Origin of the sequence: Streptomyces sp. NPDC053541, assembly GCF_044544705.1 — a bacterium.
Classification (GTDB): Bacteria; Actinomycetota; Actinomycetes; order Streptomycetales; family Streptomycetaceae; genus Streptomyces.
The window spans coordinates 83,584-99,201 of record NZ_JBITXM010000004.1 but is presented as its reverse complement, the minus strand read 5'-3'; the positions used below and the strand labels follow the sequence as shown (position 1 = coordinate 99,201).

13 protein-coding genes are annotated in these 15,618 nt (G+C 77.1%); 9 read left to right on the top strand and 4 right to left on the bottom strand.

Going from position 1 to position 15,618, the window contains the following annotated elements; translation table 11 throughout:
• Positions 1–38 precede the first annotated feature (38 nt).
• On the top strand, positions 39–548 hold the full coding sequence (locus ACIGW2_RS10990) for a SigE family RNA polymerase sigma factor (RefSeq protein ID WP_356066491.1): 510 nt from the start codon (positions 39–41) through the stop codon (positions 546–548).
• Positions 549–786: 238 nt separating this feature from the next.
• Complete coding sequence (locus tag ACIGW2_RS10985; protein WP_399842837.1) at positions 787–2,127, top strand: hypothetical protein; 1,341 nt, start codon at positions 787–789, stop codon at positions 2,125–2,127.
• A gap of 134 nt (positions 2,128–2,261) precedes the next feature.
• On the opposite strand, the gene ACIGW2_RS10980 is transcribed toward ACIGW2_RS10985, so the two are convergent.
• Positions 2,262–4,031, bottom strand: a complete 1,770-nt coding sequence (locus tag ACIGW2_RS10980) for a bifunctional 3'-5' exonuclease/DNA polymerase (RefSeq protein WP_399842835.1) — start codon at positions 4,029–4,031, stop codon at positions 2,262–2,264.
• A gap of 155 nt (positions 4,032–4,186) precedes the next feature.
• Between ACIGW2_RS10980 and ACIGW2_RS10975 the strand changes: the two genes are divergently transcribed.
• Complete coding sequence (locus tag ACIGW2_RS10975) at positions 4,187–4,675, top strand: DUF4265 domain-containing protein (RefSeq protein WP_391654227.1); 489 nt, start codon at positions 4,187–4,189, stop codon at positions 4,673–4,675.
• Between the two features lie 413 nt (positions 4,676–5,088).
• On the opposite strand, the gene ACIGW2_RS10970 is transcribed toward ACIGW2_RS10975, so the two are convergent.
• From ACIGW2_RS10970 to ACIGW2_RS10960, 3 genes are all read right to left on the bottom strand, one after another.
• Complete coding sequence (locus tag ACIGW2_RS10970; RefSeq protein ID WP_399842832.1) at positions 5,089–7,131, bottom strand: FtsX-like permease family protein; 2,043 nt, start codon at positions 7,129–7,131, stop codon at positions 5,089–5,091.
• Positions 7,125–7,964, bottom strand: coding sequence for an ABC transporter ATP-binding protein (locus ACIGW2_RS10965; protein ID WP_399842829.1), 840 nt, complete (start codon positions 7,962–7,964; stop codon positions 7,125–7,127). Before ACIGW2_RS10965 ends, ACIGW2_RS10970 begins: the two co-directional genes overlap by 7 nt.
• A gap of 555 nt (positions 7,965–8,519) precedes the next feature.
• The gene (locus ACIGW2_RS10960) at positions 8,520–9,338 is read right to left on the bottom strand and encodes an NAD(P)H-binding protein (protein WP_391654231.1); all 819 of its coding nucleotides are present in this window, start codon (positions 9,336–9,338) and stop codon (positions 8,520–8,522) included.
• Positions 9,339–9,454: 116 nt separating this feature from the next.
• Between ACIGW2_RS10960 and ACIGW2_RS10955 the strand changes: the two genes are divergently transcribed.
• From ACIGW2_RS10955 to ACIGW2_RS10930, 6 genes are all read left to right on the top strand, one after another.
• Positions 9,455–9,847 carry a winged helix-turn-helix transcriptional regulator gene (locus ACIGW2_RS10955; RefSeq protein ID WP_391654232.1) on the top strand — a complete coding sequence of 131 codons (393 nt, stop codon included), beginning with the start codon at positions 9,455–9,457 and terminating at the stop codon, positions 9,845–9,847.
• Entirely contained in the window at positions 9,844–11,022 is a 1,179-nt protein-coding gene (locus tag ACIGW2_RS10950; protein ID WP_391654233.1) for a DUF2786 domain-containing protein, read from the top strand. Before ACIGW2_RS10955 ends, ACIGW2_RS10950 begins: the two co-directional genes overlap by 4 nt.
• Before the next feature lie 219 nt (positions 11,023–11,241).
• A complete protein-coding gene (locus ACIGW2_RS10945) occupies positions 11,242–13,338 on the top strand; it encodes an FUSC family protein (RefSeq protein ID WP_399842825.1) in 2,097 nt (698 codons plus the stop codon).
• Positions 13,339–13,389: 51 nt separating this feature from the next.
• Positions 13,390–13,947 (top strand): hypothetical protein, encoded by a 558-nt coding sequence (locus ACIGW2_RS10940; protein ID WP_391654235.1) that lies wholly within the window; start codon positions 13,390–13,392, stop codon positions 13,945–13,947.
• 176 nt (positions 13,948–14,123) lie between these two features.
• Positions 14,124–14,642 carry a SigE family RNA polymerase sigma factor gene (locus tag ACIGW2_RS10935; RefSeq protein WP_399843507.1) on the top strand — a complete coding sequence of 173 codons (519 nt, stop codon included), beginning with the start codon at positions 14,124–14,126 and terminating at the stop codon, positions 14,640–14,642.
• Positions 14,639–15,457 (top strand): hypothetical protein, encoded by an 819-nt coding sequence (locus tag ACIGW2_RS10930; RefSeq protein ID WP_399842823.1) that lies wholly within the window; start codon positions 14,639–14,641, stop codon positions 15,455–15,457. Before ACIGW2_RS10935 ends, ACIGW2_RS10930 begins: the two co-directional genes overlap by 4 nt.
• The last annotated feature ends 161 nt before the right edge of the window (positions 15,458–15,618 follow it).

Genomic DNA, 15,618 nt, shown 5'->3' with positions numbered 1-15,618 from the left:
CGGCGAGCGAACTCGTGACAGCGACGGAGGGGAGGGACATGAGAACGTCCCGCGCGGACGAGTTCCTGGAGTTCGCCACGGCCCGATCAGGGCCTCTGTTCCGCTCGGCGTGTCTCCTGACCAGCGGCGACACCCATCTCGCCGAGGACCTGGTGCAGGAGACGCTGGGCCGGATGTACGCCGTCTGGGGACGCATGGCCCGGATCGGCAACCCGGCGGGCTACGCGCAGACGGTGCTCGTCCGCACCTTTCTCAGCCACCGCAGGCGCCGCTCGGCCACCGAGCGTCCCCTCGGCGAGCTGCCCGACCACGCCCCCGAGACCGGCGAGGACCCGGCGCTGCGCATCGCCCTCCTCGACGCCCTCGCCGGGCTCGCGCCCAAGGACCGGGCGGTGGTGGTGCTCCGTTACTGGGAGGACCGCAGCGTCGAGGAGACCGCCGACGCGATGAACACCAGTTCCGCCGCGGTACGCACCCGCAGCACCCGGGCCCTCGCGGCCCTCCGCACCCGGCTCGGCGGCAGCATCGCCGAGTTCGCCACCCGCTGAGCCGCTGACTGAGCACCCACTGAGCCGCTCACCGAGCACTCGCTGAGCACCCGCTGAGCCGTCTGCCGAGCGATCCGCCGAGCCGGCCGAGCCGCGCGCCGGCCCGGCACCGTCCGGCACCGTCCGGCACCGTCCGGCACCGTCCGGCACCGTCCGGCACCGTCCGGCCGGGCTCGGCGGCTCGGCCCCCGCACTCCTTCCCCTTGTCGAACCACGGACCCGGAACGGTGATCCCGCCATGCCTCAGCACGAAGAGCACGACGCGACGAACGGACGATTCGAGGACGAGCTCGGCGCGGTCATGCGCCGCGCCGGCGAGGGCTTCGCCCTCGACGACCGCCGCGAACTCGTCACCGGCGGCCTCTCCCGCGGCCGTCGCCGGGTGGTGCGGCGCCGCGTCGCCACCGTCGGCGGCGCCCTCGCGCTGGCCGCGATCGGTGTCGGCGGGGTCTACGGCGGCTCCGTGCTCGGCACCGGCGGCTCCGGCTCCGGCGTCGAGCAGGCCACGGTCGCCGGGCCCAAGCCGAAGCCCGCCCAGACGTCGGCGCCGGCGTCCGGGGCCGGCACGGGGAAGAAGGACGCCGGGCCCACCGACATCGCCGAGATCCCCGTCACCGAACTCGCCGCCGTCCTCAAGGCCAACACCCCGGCCGGCGACTGGCAGATCGACAACCTCGACGGCACCGGCCCGGCCGTCAGCGGCGTCTACGACGACGGCAAGGGCAAGGCGGGCGTCTCCGTCGGCCTCTCCCGCGCCGGCCGGGGCAAGGACGCGGGCGTCGACATGGTGACCTGCCCGGACAAGGTGCTCGTCCCCTACGACGCCTGCACCACCGAGAACCTGCCCGGCGGCGAACGGCTCATGGTCTTCCAGGGCTACGAGTACCCGGACAAGCGGGTCCTGACGAAGAACTGGCGGGCCGTGCTGCTCACCAAGGACGGCTTCCTCATCGACGCGAGCGAGTACAACGCGCCGACCGAGAAGGGCTCCGCGATCAGCCGCCCGAACCCGCCGCTCGACCCCGCGCAGCTCAAGACCCTGGTCACGGCGCAGGGCTGGCGGCCCCTGCTCAAGCAGATCCCCGAGTTCCCGGCGAAGCGGCTGGCCCCCAGCACCACCCACGCGGCCCCGCCGCCGGAGCCGAGCGGCGCCGCCGTCCAGGCCACCCTGCGCTCCCTGCTGCCCAAGGGGCAGCGCCTGCAGGTCGTCGACAAGGGCGGCGACGGCGAGTACGGCTACCTGGTCGTCGACGACGGCAAGGGCAGGAGCCTGGTCCAGATCAACGTCCAGGCGGACATGAGCGACGTCCGCGGCCAGCTCTTCGGCAGCGGCGACGTCCAGACCCTGCCCGACGGCACCGTCGTGAAGCTCACGAAGCAGCCGGGGGAGAAGGGCGGCGAGGGCGTCGTCTGGTGGAGCGCCGACACCATGGGCAAGGACGGCTTCCGGGTCGTCGTCTCCGCCTTCAACGCCGGCACCCAGCACGAGGCCGCGACCCGTGCCGAGCCCGCGCTGACCACCGAGCAGCTGAAGACCATCGCGCTCAGCCCGAAGTGGCGTGCGCTGACGCACCAGTAGCACCGGAGGGGTCGAGCCCCGGCCCAGGCCTCGGCCGCGTCCTGAGCGAGCCCCGTCCCCGGCCCCCGTCCCCGGCACCCTCCCCGGCCGGGTCCCGATCGGGACCCGGCCGGGGACGGTCCCGGGGACGGGGCTCACTTCGCGTCCGCGTAGCGCTCCACCGTCGCCGTCGTGAACGGGAAGCGGACCGGGGTGTCCCCGAACGCGATCCGGCCCGCCTCGTCGCCCGCCGCCCGGATCGCCGCCGTCACCGCCTCCGCCTCCTCGGCCGGGCAGTGCACGATCACCTCGTCGTGCTGGAAGAAGACCAGCTCCGCCCGCATCCCGGCGGTGGCGCGGCGCAGCGCGGCGAGCATCAGCAGGGCCCAGTCGGCGGCGCTGCCCTGGACCACGAAGTTACGGGTGAAGCGGCCGCGGGCCCGGGCGTCGCTCGACGCGTACCCCGGCACGTAACCGTCCGGCCCCTGCCCGCGCCCCGGCCCCTGCCCGGGCTCGCCGGGGAGCTCGTCCTGCGGGATGCCCGCCTCGCCGTCCTCCTCGGCGCCCGCCGCCCGCGGGCTGGTACGGCCCAGCCAGGTGCGCACCAGGCGACCCTCCTCGCCCGCCTTCGCCGCGTCGTCCACATAGGCCACCGCGCGCGGGAAGCGGCGGCGCAGCGCGGCCAGGTTCTTCAGGCCGTCGCCGCTGGTCTGCCCGTAGATCGCGCCGAGCAGCGCCAGCTTGGCGTGGTCGCGATCACCGGCGAAGGCCCGGTCGGACAGACGGGTGTAGAGGTCGTCGGGGTGCCCCGCGACCTCCATGAGGCCGGGGTCGCGGGAGATCGCGGCCAGCACCCGGGGCTCCATCTGGTCGGCGTCGGCGACCACGAGCCGCCAGCCCTCGTCGGCCACCACGGCCCGCCGCACCACCTTCGGGATCTGCAGCGCCCCGCCGCCGTTGGTGGTCCAGCGGCCGCTGACCGTGCCCCCGGGCAGGTACTCGGGGCGGAAGCGCCCGTCGCGCACCCAGTCCGCGAGCCAGCTCCAGCCGTGCGCCGTCCAGATCCGGTACAGCTTCTTGTACGCGACGAGCGGCGCGACCGCCGGGTGGTCCAGCTCCTCCAGCTCCCAGCGGCGGGTCGACCGCACCCGGATCCCGGCCCGCGCGAAGGCCCGCACCACGTCGGCCGGCAGATCGGGCCGGACCCGGTGGCCGAAGGCGGCGGACACCTCGTCGGCCAGCTCCGCGAGCCGCCGCGGCTCGCCGCCGCCCGCGTACCGCTCGCCGAGCAGCTCGTGCAGCAGCTCTCGGTGCACGTCGGCCCGCCAGGGCAGCCCGGCGCGGTGCATCTCGGCGGCGACCAGCATGCCCGCCGACTCGGCCGCGGTGAGCAGCCGCATCCTGCCCGGGTGCTCGGCCCGGTCGTGGCGGCGCTGCTGCTCCGCGTACACCTCCAGGAGGGCGTCGAAGGGCAGTGCGGCCGTCGGGGACGCCGGCTCGAAGAGGGAGTCCTGCGCGGTGGGCTCCGGGGCCCGCAGCGGCGGGTCCGGCGGTACGGGCGCGTGGTGCAGGCGCGCCCAGGCGGCGGCCGCCGACCGGGGCTCGCCGAGCCGCCCCTCGTGGCCGAGGAGGAGCTGCTCGGCGTCCTCCACGTCGTAGCACCGCTCGACGCGCACCCCGGCGGCGAGCAGCCGCGGATACACCTCGGAGGTCGACCGCCACACCCAGCGGGCGACCTCGGGCCGGGACCGGACCGCCGTCACGAGGTCCGGCTCGCGCCGCACCGGGCCGGCGGGCAGTCCGTCGGCGCCGAGCGGGACGAGCAGCGCCCCCGCCCCGTCCGGCTCGGGCGCGAGGGCCCACCGGCCGCCGCCCCGGCCGCCACCCTCCGTCCCGGCACCGGCGTTCACGGGCGTTTCGTTCACGGGTGCGAGTCTGGCACCCGCCACTGACAGCCGGGCGTCGTCCACACCCGGGGCGGGGCCGGATGCCGCGCGGGTCGGATGCCGCGCGGGTCGGATGCCGCGCGCGGGCCGGCCGCCCGGGGGCGGGGGACCCGGGGCGGGGCTAACCTCACGGGGTGAGCGACACTCCGGGCGCCGTCGGCGACCGCATCAAGATCTGGTTCCGCTTCGCGCCCCGCGAGGGCTGGCTCCCCCAGGACACCGAAGGGCTGTGGGCCGAGCCGGTGGGCGAGGACACCGCGCGTGTCGACAACGTGCCGTTCCTCCAGAACGGCGTGGCCGAGGGGGACGTCGTCCGCTACGAGACGGACGGCGAGGGCCTGCACTGGGCCACGGACCGGGCGGCGGCCTCCGGCAACGTCACCGTCCGCGTGCTGCCCGAGCGCCACGGACCGCTCGGGCCGAGCGCCGGGGCGGTGCGCGAGCGGTTCGCGCCCTTCGGGGTCGGCGGCGAGTCCTTCAGCGCCGAGTTCCCGCTGGTCGCGCTCACGGTCCCGGCGGACGCGCCGATGGGCGAGATCAAGGCCCTCCTGGAGCGCGGCGAGGCCGACGGCTGGTGGCACTGGGAGCTGGGCTGCGCGACGGAGGCCTGGCACGCGGCCTGAGGGCACGTCTGAGGGAACCCGGCCACAGCGCGCAGCCTGAGGGCACGTCTGAGGACGCCCGGTCCGAGCGCGCAGCCTGAGCACGCAGCCTGAGCACGCCTGAGGGAACCCGGCCACAGCGCGCGGCCTAGGGGCTCGTCTGAGGACGCCCGGCCCGAGCGCGCAGCCTGAGCACGCAGCCTGAGCACGCCTGAGGGAACCCGGCCACAGCGCGCGGCCTAGGGGCACGTCTGAGGACGCCCGGTCCGAGCGCGCAGGCTGAGCACGCCCGCCTGAGGGCACCCTGCCCCGAGCGCGCGGTCTGAGGACGCATGGGGGCACGGAACCGGCGGGGCGAGCGCACGAGCGGGACGGGACGGGAACCCGGCTCCGACCCCGGTTCCCGTTCCGTCCCGACATACCAGCGTCGCCCCTCAGCGGGTGAGCCGCCAGGCGGGGAGCACCGCGCCCACCGCGGCGACCGCCGCGCAGACCGCGCCCGTCTTCGCGAGCGCCGCCCACGGCACGCTCGGCGTGACCGGGGCGCCGAGGGCGGCGAGCCCCGCACCCAGGGTGCCCAGGCAGAGCGCGCAGACGGCCAGGCCGAGGACGGCGCCCAGCGCGGTGGCGAGCAGCGCCTCGTAGGCCACGGTCCGCAGGATCTGGGCCCGGGTCGTGCCGGCCAGGCGCAGCGAGGCGAGCTCCGGGCCGCGCGCCGAGGTGGCCATGAGCAGGGTGTTGGCGAGCGCGATCACCGTGTAGAGCAGCGCGATGCCGAGGACGAGCGCCAGGCCGAGCCGGGTCTGCGACGATCCGCCCGGGCGGCCGGGGGCCGGGGCCGCGTGCGCCCGTTCCGGGGCGCCGCGCGGGGTGCCGACGCCGGGGGCGTTGGCCGGGGTGACGAGCGGGTCGTTGCCGCCCGCCCCGCGCGGCAGCACGCCGGCGACCCGGAGCCGTACCGGACCGCTGCCGTCCGTGCGCCAGATCTCGACGGTGTCTCCGACCCGGTGCCGCTCGAACTCCTCGGTCACCACGATCGACCCGTCGTCCAGACCGGCCGGCGCCGCCGTACCGGACACCGCCCGCGCCCCGTACTTCACCAGGGCCTCGGCCCCGTCCCGTACGAAGAGGGAGGTCGGCGCGCCGGCCGGCTGCCGGGCCGACTCCGCCGCCCGCGCGGCGCCCACCGTGCCCGAGGCGCCGAGCAGCGTGCCGGCGAGGGCGACGGTCACCAGGACCGGGGCGGCGACGGCGGCGGTACGGCGCACGGCGGCCGCGCTGTTCTCCCGTACGAGCATCCCCGTCGCCCCGGTCAGCCGCTCCGGCAGCCGCACGGCACGGGCCAGCGGGCGCACCAGGGCCGGGGAGAGCAGCGCCACGCCGGTGATCAGCGGCATCGGCAGGGTCGTGTACGTCTTGCGCTTCAGGAGCTCGGCCGGGTCGGTGGCGTACGTCCACACCAGCAGGCCGAGCCCGCCGAGCAGCAGGACGGCGCCGCACAGCGCCCGGCCGCGCGGCAGCGCGTCGGCGTCCACGTCCGCCTCGCGCAGCGCGGCCGTCGGGCCGATCCGGCCGGCCCGCCGGGAGGCGGCGAGGGCGCCCGCCACGGCGACGGCGAGACCGGTCCAGAAGGCCGCGTGATACGGCCAGCCGGCCGCCGAGGCGGTCACGGTGAACCAGGCCGGGGCGACCCCGCCGTCCACCAGGGCCCGGGCGAGCCGGGGCGCGCCCCAGGCGCCGAGCGCACAGCCGGCGGCGGAGGCGAGCACGCCGACGGCGGTCGCCTCGGTGAGCAGCAGCCGCCGGATCTGGCCGGGGGTGGCGCCGGCGGTGCGCAGCAGGCCGTACTCGCGGCGGCGCAGCGCGACGGCGAAGGCGAAGGTGGAGGCGACGACGAAGACCGAGACGAAGGCGGTCACGCCGCCGGAGGTGCCGAGCAGGGCGTTGAGGGTGACGAGCGCCCGCGCGTCCCGGGCGGCCTCGGGGTCGACCGCGCGCCGCTCGGCGCCGGTGAGCACCCGGGCCCCATTCCGGGCCTCGTTCCGGACCCCGGCGCGGTCCGCGCCGGGGCCCGGGTGCCCGCCGGCGGCCTCCCCGGTGACCCGCTGGACCAGCGCGCGGACCTCGTCGGCCGGGCCGTCGACGCCGACGGCGTCCAGCGGACCGTTCGTCGTCACCGTCCAGCGGGCGCGCAGCTCGCGCAGGAGTGCGGCGTCCACAGGCTGTGGACGGTCCAGCGGCGCCGTCGCGACGGCCGTGTTCGGCCCGCGCCTCACCTCTACCGCGAGCCGGTCCTGCCCCTGGACGACCACGGGCGAGGACGCGAACCGCACCGGCGCCCGCTCGTCCGCGCCCACGGTCGCGGACAGGCCGAGACCCATGACGGTCACCAGGCCCACGCCGAGCGCGAGCGCGGTGAAACCGCCGACGAAGGAGGCCCACCGGCCGCGCAGCCCGGCGAGTACGACGGTCAGCACGGCGCACCCGCCCCGGCGGTGGCGGTGGCGGTGGCGGTCGCGGTGGCGGTGGCGGCGCCGGCCTGGACGTGGGCCTCCAGGCCCGCCATCCGCGCCGCGACGGCCTCCGCCGTCGGCGCGTCCTGCGCCCCCGCGAGCCGGCCGTCGACGAGGAACAGCACGCGGTCGGCGCGGGCCGCCGCCACCGGGTCGTGGGTGACCATGACGAGCGTCAGACCGTCCCGGTCGACCAGCTCGCGCAGCAGGTCCAGGACGGCGCGGCCGGTGGTGGAGTCGAGGGCGCCGGTCGGTTCGTCGCCGAAGAGGACGGCGGGCCGGGTGATCAGCGCGCGGGCCAGCGCCACCCGCTGCTGCTGGCCGCCGGACAGCTCGGCCGGCCGGTGCCGCTCGCGGCCCGCGAGGCCGACCCGCGCCAGGGCCTCGCGGACCTGCGCGCGGGAGGGCCGGCGGCCCGCGAGGCGCAGCGGCAGGGCCACGTTCTGGGCGGCGGTGAGCGAGGGCAGCAGGTTGAAGGACTGGAAGACGAAGCCGATCCGGTCCCGCCGCAGCAGCGTCAGGCGCCGCTCGCTCAGCCCGGTCAGCGGGACGCCGTCGATCTCCACGGTGCCCGCCGTCGGCCGGTCGAGGCCGGCCGCGCACTGGAGCAGCGTGGACTTGCCGGAGCCGGACGGGCCCATGACGGCGGTGAAGCTGCCGGCGGGCAGGTCGAGGTCGACGCCGTCGAGGGCACGCACGTCCCGGTGGAGGCGCCGCAGCCCGCGCAGCCGCACGGCGGGGCGGGCGGGGCCCGTGTGGCCCGTCGGGCCCGCGTTCGGGAAGGAGGTCGAGGTCATGCCTCAAGCCAACCGTCCGGACGCCGCCCGATCACGACCACCAGCGGGCGTCGTGGGGGTAGTGCCTGCCCTACCTCCGGTGGCCTGCCGGGCCTCTGCCGGCCCCTGCCCGGGCCCGGCTCGCCAGCCGCCGGGCCTCGGGGGGGCCACGCCCCCGGCCTGGGGGCGCCTGGCCCCGGGGCCGTCGGGCGGCGGGGATGCAGGGCTGGCGGGGCCGCAGGCGGCATGGCCGGCGCGGCGCCGGGGCCCCAGCGCCCCCAATACCGCCAGGCGCCAGGACCGTCGGGCGGCGGGGATGTGGGGCCGGCGGGGCCGCAGGCGGCATGGCCGGCGGGGTGGCGGGGCGCCTGGGCCCCGGCTCGCCAGCCGCCGGGCCCCGGGGGGCCACGCCCCCGGCCCCGGCCCTCCAGGCCCCCGGCCCCGGCCCTCCAGGCCGCCCCGCCCCCGGGCCCCCGGGCCCCAGGGCCGCCCGGGCAGCCGGATCTCCGGGGCGCCCTCACCCCAGCCCCCCCCGGGCCCGGGGGCCAACGCCCCCCGGTCCCTCGGGGCGCCGTCCTACCCCTCCCCGCCCCGGACCGCCGCCACGAACACCGCCAGGGGGTCGCGCGGTTCGCGGCCGAGGAGGGTGCGCAGGTCGCTCTTCACGGCGGTGCCGTCCATGAAGCCGTACGCGATGGCCGAGTAGGTGCTCGCGAGCATCGGGACCTGGAAGGGCTGTGCGCCGGAGGCGGCGATCGCGGCGCGGGTTTCGGCGAGGGTGGTCGGGGCGTAGGTGGCGCCGAGGGCGGCGGCCAGGTCGGCGCCGCCGAGGGGACGCTCGCCGACCAGTTCGTAGACGCGGCCGGCGTGCGGGGCCGGGTCGGTGGCGACCGCGACGGCGATGTCCGCGAGGTCGGCGCGGGCGACCACGGCGAGCCGGCCGTCGCCGAGCGGCCCGGTGATGCGGTTCTCGGCGTCGGGTGCGGCGATCCAGGTCAGGAACTCCGCGTACAGGCCGTTGCGCAGCACCGTCCATTCCATCGAGGAGCGCCGCAGCCGCCGCTCGGTCCAGCGGTGTGCCAGGGCGTACGTGACGTGGTCCCCGTCGCCGGACAGGCTCGTGTAGACGACGTGGCGGACCCCGGCGGCCTCGGCCGCCGACAGCGCGGCCTCGTGGCGCGCGATGACGACGTCGTCCTCCCCGTACCCGGCCGAGATCAGCAGCAGGGTGTCGACGCCGGCGAAGGCCCCCGGCAGGGTCGCCGGGTCGTCGAAGTCGACGTGGCGGGTGCCGGGCAGCCCGGCGCGGGTGCCGAGGACGACGTCCTCGCGGCCGGAGAGGCGCTCGGCCACGAGTGAGCCGAGGGCGCCGGAGACGCCGGTGACGAGCAGCATGGTTTTCCCCCTGGGGACGGACGGAGGCCGTCGGGACGGACAATGGTGGGTGGGGCGGGCGAGGTGCCCGTGACCATCGTTGCCGGGGCGACCCGATCGCGGAAGGAGGCACATTGATGTCGGAGGGGCACACGGATGTGACCACCGGGCCCGTCGTGAGCTGTGCCGAGGACTGCGGGGTGCGGGACGTCCAGGACCGGCTCGGCGACAAGTGGACGGTGCACGTCGTGGTCGAACTCGCCGCCGGGCCGCGCCGGTTCAGGGAGCTCCAGCGGCTCGTGGACGGCGTCTCGCAGCGCATGCTCACCTTCACCCTGCGCCGCCTGGAGCGGGACGGGCTGGTGGCGCGCGAGGTGTTCCCGACCACTCCGCCGCAGGTCGAGTACTCCCTGACCGAGACGGGCCACAGCATGACGCACCTGATCAAGCAGCTGATCGACTGGTCCCTCGACCACCGCGCGACCATCGCGCGCTCCCGCGAGGAGTTCGACGCGAGGCAGTCGGCGTGACCGGCGCGCGCACCGTCGAGCGCGCCTTCGAGGCGCTGTACGGGGACGACGAGCACGCCGTCGACACGGCGGCCTCGCTGCTCGCGGCCGACCGCACCGCCGACGCCGAACTCGTCCGGCGCGGCGAGGAGTTCGTGCGCTCGCTGTGGGCGCGCGGCTGGCAGCCCGCCGATCTCGTACGGATGGCGCGCCGCGAACTCGACGACGCGCACGTGCGGTTGCTGACCGGGATCGTACGGACGGAGACCGCGCGCTACGAGCGCCTCCCGCACCGCTGGCAGGCGCAGCTCGACGCCCTCGACGCCCTCGACGAGGGAAACGGGGGAGACGGGGGACGGGCACGTCCGGGGGCGGACCGCTTCTCGCACGCGACCGCCGTCCTGGAGCTGTACCGGCTCCTGGTCCGGCTGCCCCGGCTCGACGCCGTCGGGCCCGTGCCCGGCGAGACGCTGCCGCCGCCCGTCGCGGGCGAGCCGAAGCTGCTCACCCGGATCCGGGCGCTGCTGGCGAAGGCCGAGGCGACCCCGTACGCGGAGGAGGCCGAGGCGCTCACCGCCAAGGCGCAGGAACTCATGGCCCGGCACAGCCTGGACGAGGCGAGCCTGGCGGCGGGGGCGCCCGCGCCGGAGACCCCGGGGGCGATCCGGATCGGCGTGGACCCGCCGTACGAGCAGGCCAAGGCGATCCTGCTGGACGCGGTGGCGGGCGCGAACCACTGCCGGGCGGTGTGGAACGAGGCGTACGGCTTCTCGACCGTGGTCGGCTTCGAGGCGGACCTGGACCCGGTGGAACTGCTCTACACCTCGCTGCTCGTGCAGGGCACGGCGGCGATGACCCGCGCGGAGGCCGAGCAGCGGGCCGGCGGCCGCAAGCGCACCAAGTCCTTCCGGCAGTCCTTCCTCCTCGCCTACGCGAACCGGCTCGGCGCCCGCCTCGCCGCGACCTCACGCCGGGTGGCCGCCGAGGCCCCGACGCTGCTCCCGGCGCTCGCCTCCCGCGACGTCGCGGTGACCGCCCGCACGGACGAGCTCTTCCCGGAGACCCGCACCACCCGGGTCCGCGCCGCCTGGGACGAGGCCGGCTGGCACCACGGCACCTCGGCGGCGGACCGGGCGGGCCTGGGCGCGCCGGGAAGCGAAGCGCGGGGCGTTCGGGGCAGGGGCGAGATCCGCTAGGCCCGGGCCCGGGCCGGACCGGCCCCCTGACCCGGACCGGCCCCGACCCGGGCGGCCCCGCCCCCTGACCCGGACCGGCCCCGCCCCCCGACCCGGACCGCCCCTGACCCGGACCGGCCCCGACCCGGACCGGCCCCGCCCCCGACCCCGGGTCAGGCCCCCACCCCCACCCGCGCACCAAATGCCCCTTTCGCCCCCTCGCGCCGCTACGCTCGCCCCATGAGCTGGCTCCGGGCCCTGAAGGAGACCGCGCGCTCGGGGCTCTCCGTCGAGCGGCGGCGGCTTGAGCCCGCCGTCGCGGGGCGGGGGGCGCTCGGGCTGGCGCTTGTGGTCGGGGGGTCGCTCGCGCTGTTCGGGCCGGTCGTGGCGGTCTCGTCGGCGTTCGGGGCGTTCCAGGCGGCGATCGCGACCTTCCAGCGCTCCTACCGGCCGCGCCCCACCCTCGCGCTCGCCTCCGGCGCGAGCCTCGCCGTGTCGACCTTCCTCGGTTATCTGACCGGCGCCCACCTCGTCCTCTTCCTCGCCCTGCTCGCGCTGTGGACCTTCCTCGCCGGGCTCTCCTGGGCGGCGGGCCCCACCGTCGGCATCATCGCCTCCTCCAACGTGGCGATCATGCTGGTCACCGTCACCCTGCCGACCTCCGTGGCCACCGCCGCCGGGCACGCCGCCATGATCGCGGTGGGCGGCCTGCTGCAGGCCGCGCTGATCGTGCTGCTGCCGGTGCGCCGCTGGGGCGCCCAGCGCGACGCGCTCGCGGACGCCCTCGCCGCCGAGGCCGACTACGCGCGCCGGCTGCGGCACGACCCCACCGCCTCCTTCGACCCCGTACCGCTCATGACGGCCCGCAGTGCCGCCGCCGTCACCCCGCGCCAGGCCCGGCGCCGGCCGGCCGAGCTGCACGGTGCGCGCGGGCTCGCCGAACGCATCCGGCCGGTCCTCGCCTCGCTCGCCGACCCGGCGGTGGGCGCCTCCGCCGAGGGGCCGGAGCGGGACCGGGTGCGCGAGCTGCTCGGCGCGGCGGGGGAGACCCTGGACGCCTGCGCGCACGCGATCCGGCACGGCGAACCGGTCGACCTGCCCGCCCCCGCCGCGGCCGCCCTGCACACCCCCGACACGCTCGCGATCCTCAAGGGCGCGCCCCGCCGCGCCGCCGTCCGGCTCGCCGCGCTCCTCGACGACGTGGTGGAGACGGCGGAGCCGCGCACCGAGACGGCCGCCGCGGCCCGCAGCCGGCCGACCCTGCTGGAGCTGCTCCCGGTCGCGCTCGGCCGGATGCGCGCCGAGCTGCGCCACGACTCGCCGGTCCTGCGGCACGCGGTCCGGGTGACGGCGGTGACGACCGCCGGCTACCTCCTGGGCACCTGGCTGCCCTTCGGCCACGGCTACTGGGCGCCGATGGCCGCGGTGATGGTGATGCGGCCGGACTTCACCCAGACCTACGCCCGCTCCGTCGCCCGCCTCGGCGGCACCCTGGTCGGCGTGGCCCTGGCCACCGGGATCGTGCGCACCGCGCACCCCGGCACCTGGCTGCTCGCCGGCCTGGCGGTGCTGTGCGCCTTCGGGATGTTCCTGCTGATGCGCACCGGCTACGCCGCCGGGCAGGTCTTCGTCTCCGCCTACGTGGTCTTCCTGATCGGCATGGAGGGCGCGGGCGTGGGCCAGACCGTCCGCGAGCGCGTGCTCCTGACCCTGCTCGGCGGGCTCCTCGCGATGCTGTCGTACGCCGTGTACCCGGCCTGGGAGACGCCCCGGCTGCGCGGCCGGCTCGCGGACTGGCTGAAGGCCGACGGGCGGTACGCGGCGACGGTCGCCGACCACTTCGCCGTGCCGGTCGGCCCGGCCTCCCCGGACGTGCGCGAGACGCTGCTCGGCACCCGTACGGCCCGGATCGCCTGGCAGGAGGCGGTGGAGCGGGCCACCCACGAGCCGGTGCGGCACCGGGGCCTGTCGCGCGCGGCGGCGGCCGGGGCGGAGGACGCGCTCGCCCAGTTCGGGCGGGTCGCGATGCTCCTGGAGGCGCACCTTCCGGAGGCGGGCACCCCGCCCGTGCCGGAGGCGGCGGCCCTCGCGGAGGCGCTGCGCACGGTGACGGAGCGGGGCGCCCGGGCCGTGCGGGAGCGCCGGCCGCCGCGCTGGGACGAGCTGCGGGAGACCGTCGAGGCATGGGAACGGGCCGACGCGCCCCAGCACTTCCTGCTGCGCAAGGGCGCGCTGCTGCTCCTCGCCGCGCTCGACGAGCTGGCGGCGGCGCTGGACGGCGGCCTTGAGGATCCGTCCCCTCCCCGTGTCATCCAGGAGCCGCCGTCCGGGAGTTGAAGGAAGTGAGGAGCCACACCCCTCACCGACTCCAGGAGCGAGGAACCGAGCATGCGCACCTTGCGTACGAGACACCAGCGCCGACTGCTGGCGGCGGCCGTGGTCGCGGCCGCCGCCCTGACCACCGCGCCCGCCGCCGTGGCCGCCCCCGCCCCGGCCCCTGTGGCCACCACCGCGACCGCCCCCGCCCCGGCGAAGACCACCTCGCCGGTCCGGGTGGTCGCCCCCGGCGAACGCGTGGACGCGGGCGGCGGGTTCACGATCTGGCTGACCGCCGAGGGCAAGCACTGGCTGAGCCCGGACGGCACGGAGAACTTCCGCAGCGTCGTGGACGGCAACATCGACCTGTCCCGGCCGGGCGTGAGCCACCAGGCCGAGGGCGACGCCACGGCGACCTTCCACTCCGGCCTCTTCTACGGAACCAAGCGGGCCGGGCAGGTCGTCCTCACCGACGCGGACGGCCGCAGGACCTCCGCGACCCTCCTCGAACTGCCGGGCCGCCCCGGCTGGGGCGTCTGGTACGCACACCGGACGGGCTCGGTCGAGGGCGTCGGCGTGGCGCTGTACGACCGCAACGGGCGCCTGCTGGCGGAGCTTCCGCCATTCTGACGCCCGGCCGGACGCTCGTGGAGCGACCCGCGGCAGGGCCCGGCACGGGGCGGGCCCTGCCCATCGCACCACCGACGAGCGCGAGGACCGCCACCGTGTCGCACGAGCCGCCGGAAGAGCCGCCGGTCGAGCAGCCGGACGAGCCGCCGGTCGAGCCGGCGTCCGGACCACGGGCGTTGCCGGGTCGGGACGACGCGGACTTCACCGCCTTCGCCGTCGCCGCGTGGCCGCGCCTGGTGCGTACGGCGCAGCTGCTCACCGGCGACTTCCACGAGGCCGAGGACCTGGTGCAGACGACCCTCGCGAAGGTGTACGGGCGCTGGCGCCGGGTGCCGCGCGAGGAGATCGACCTGTACGTGCGGCGGGCGCTGGTCAACAACAACCTCAGCCGGCTGCGCCGCAAGCGGGTCGTCCATCTGCTCACCCCGGTCCTCCCCGAGTCGCTGCGGCACGCCGTCGCGGGCCACGCGGAGGCGGTCGAGCGGCGCACCGCCCTCCTCGCGGCCCTCGCCGACCTGCCGCCCCGGCAGCGGGCGGTGATGGTGCTGCGCTACTGGGAGGACCTGAGCGAGCCGGACATCGCGGCGGTGCTGAACTGCTCGATCGGCACGGTCAAGACCCACGCCCGGCGCGGTCTCGCCGCCCTCCGCGCCCACCCGGGCCTGGCCCTTCCCCCTACCGGAGCCCCCCGATGACCCCCGCACCTCCCGATCGCCCCGATTTCCCCGAGCCCCCCGACGAACCGGACGCCGCCGACCTGCGGGCCGCCTTCGCCGCCGTCGCCCGTGACATCACGCCCGGGCCGGTGCCGCTGGCGGAGGTACGACGCCGGGGCCTGGCCCTGCGGCGGCGCCGGACGGTGGCCCTGGCCGCGCTCACCGTGCTCTCGGTGTCCGGCGCCGCCGCCGTGGCGGGCCTCGCGCTGTCCGCCGGGCCGCCCGAGGTCACGGCCGCCTCGCTCCCCGCCGCCCCGAGTGCCGCCCCGAGCACCGCCCCCGCACCCGCCGCACCCCTCCCGCCCCCGGTGCGCGTGGTGCGGCCGGGGGAGCGGGTGGCCGCGGGGAAGGGGTGGACGGTGTGGCTGACCGCCGAGGGCAAGCACTGGTCGGGGCCGGACGGGTACACCAACGCCCGGAGCGTGACGGACGGCAACATCGCGCTCTCGGAGCCGGGGGTCTCCTACCAGCGGGAGGGCGGCCGGGAGGGGGTCCTCCATTCGGGCCTCTACTACGGGACCCGCTCGGCGGGCCGGGTCGAGCTGCGGGAGGCGGACGGGCGGACCGTCCTCGCGACGCTGCTCGAACTGCCGGGCCGCCCCGGCTGGGGCGTCTGGTACGCGTACACCGCGCCCTCGGCGCACGACCTGCGCGACCCGGGCTCGGTGACGGACCCGCGTGACCAGGGCGGCCTCGCCGACGTCCTCCTCTACGACCGGTCGGGGCGCCTCCTGTCGCAGCTCCCCGGCGATCCCTCACGTACCGTCAGCGAGGCGCCACCGACAGGGCGTTGAGCTGCCTACTTGCCGGTAGCACGCTGAGTCGCGTAGTCACTACGCCACCCCTCGTGCACGTGCATCTGCTCATGCACCGGCACATGAACACAGCTATGATCCGAGGAAGTTGACACCTGCACCAATCACCTCGGGGAGCTACCAGTGCATCACGCGCACCA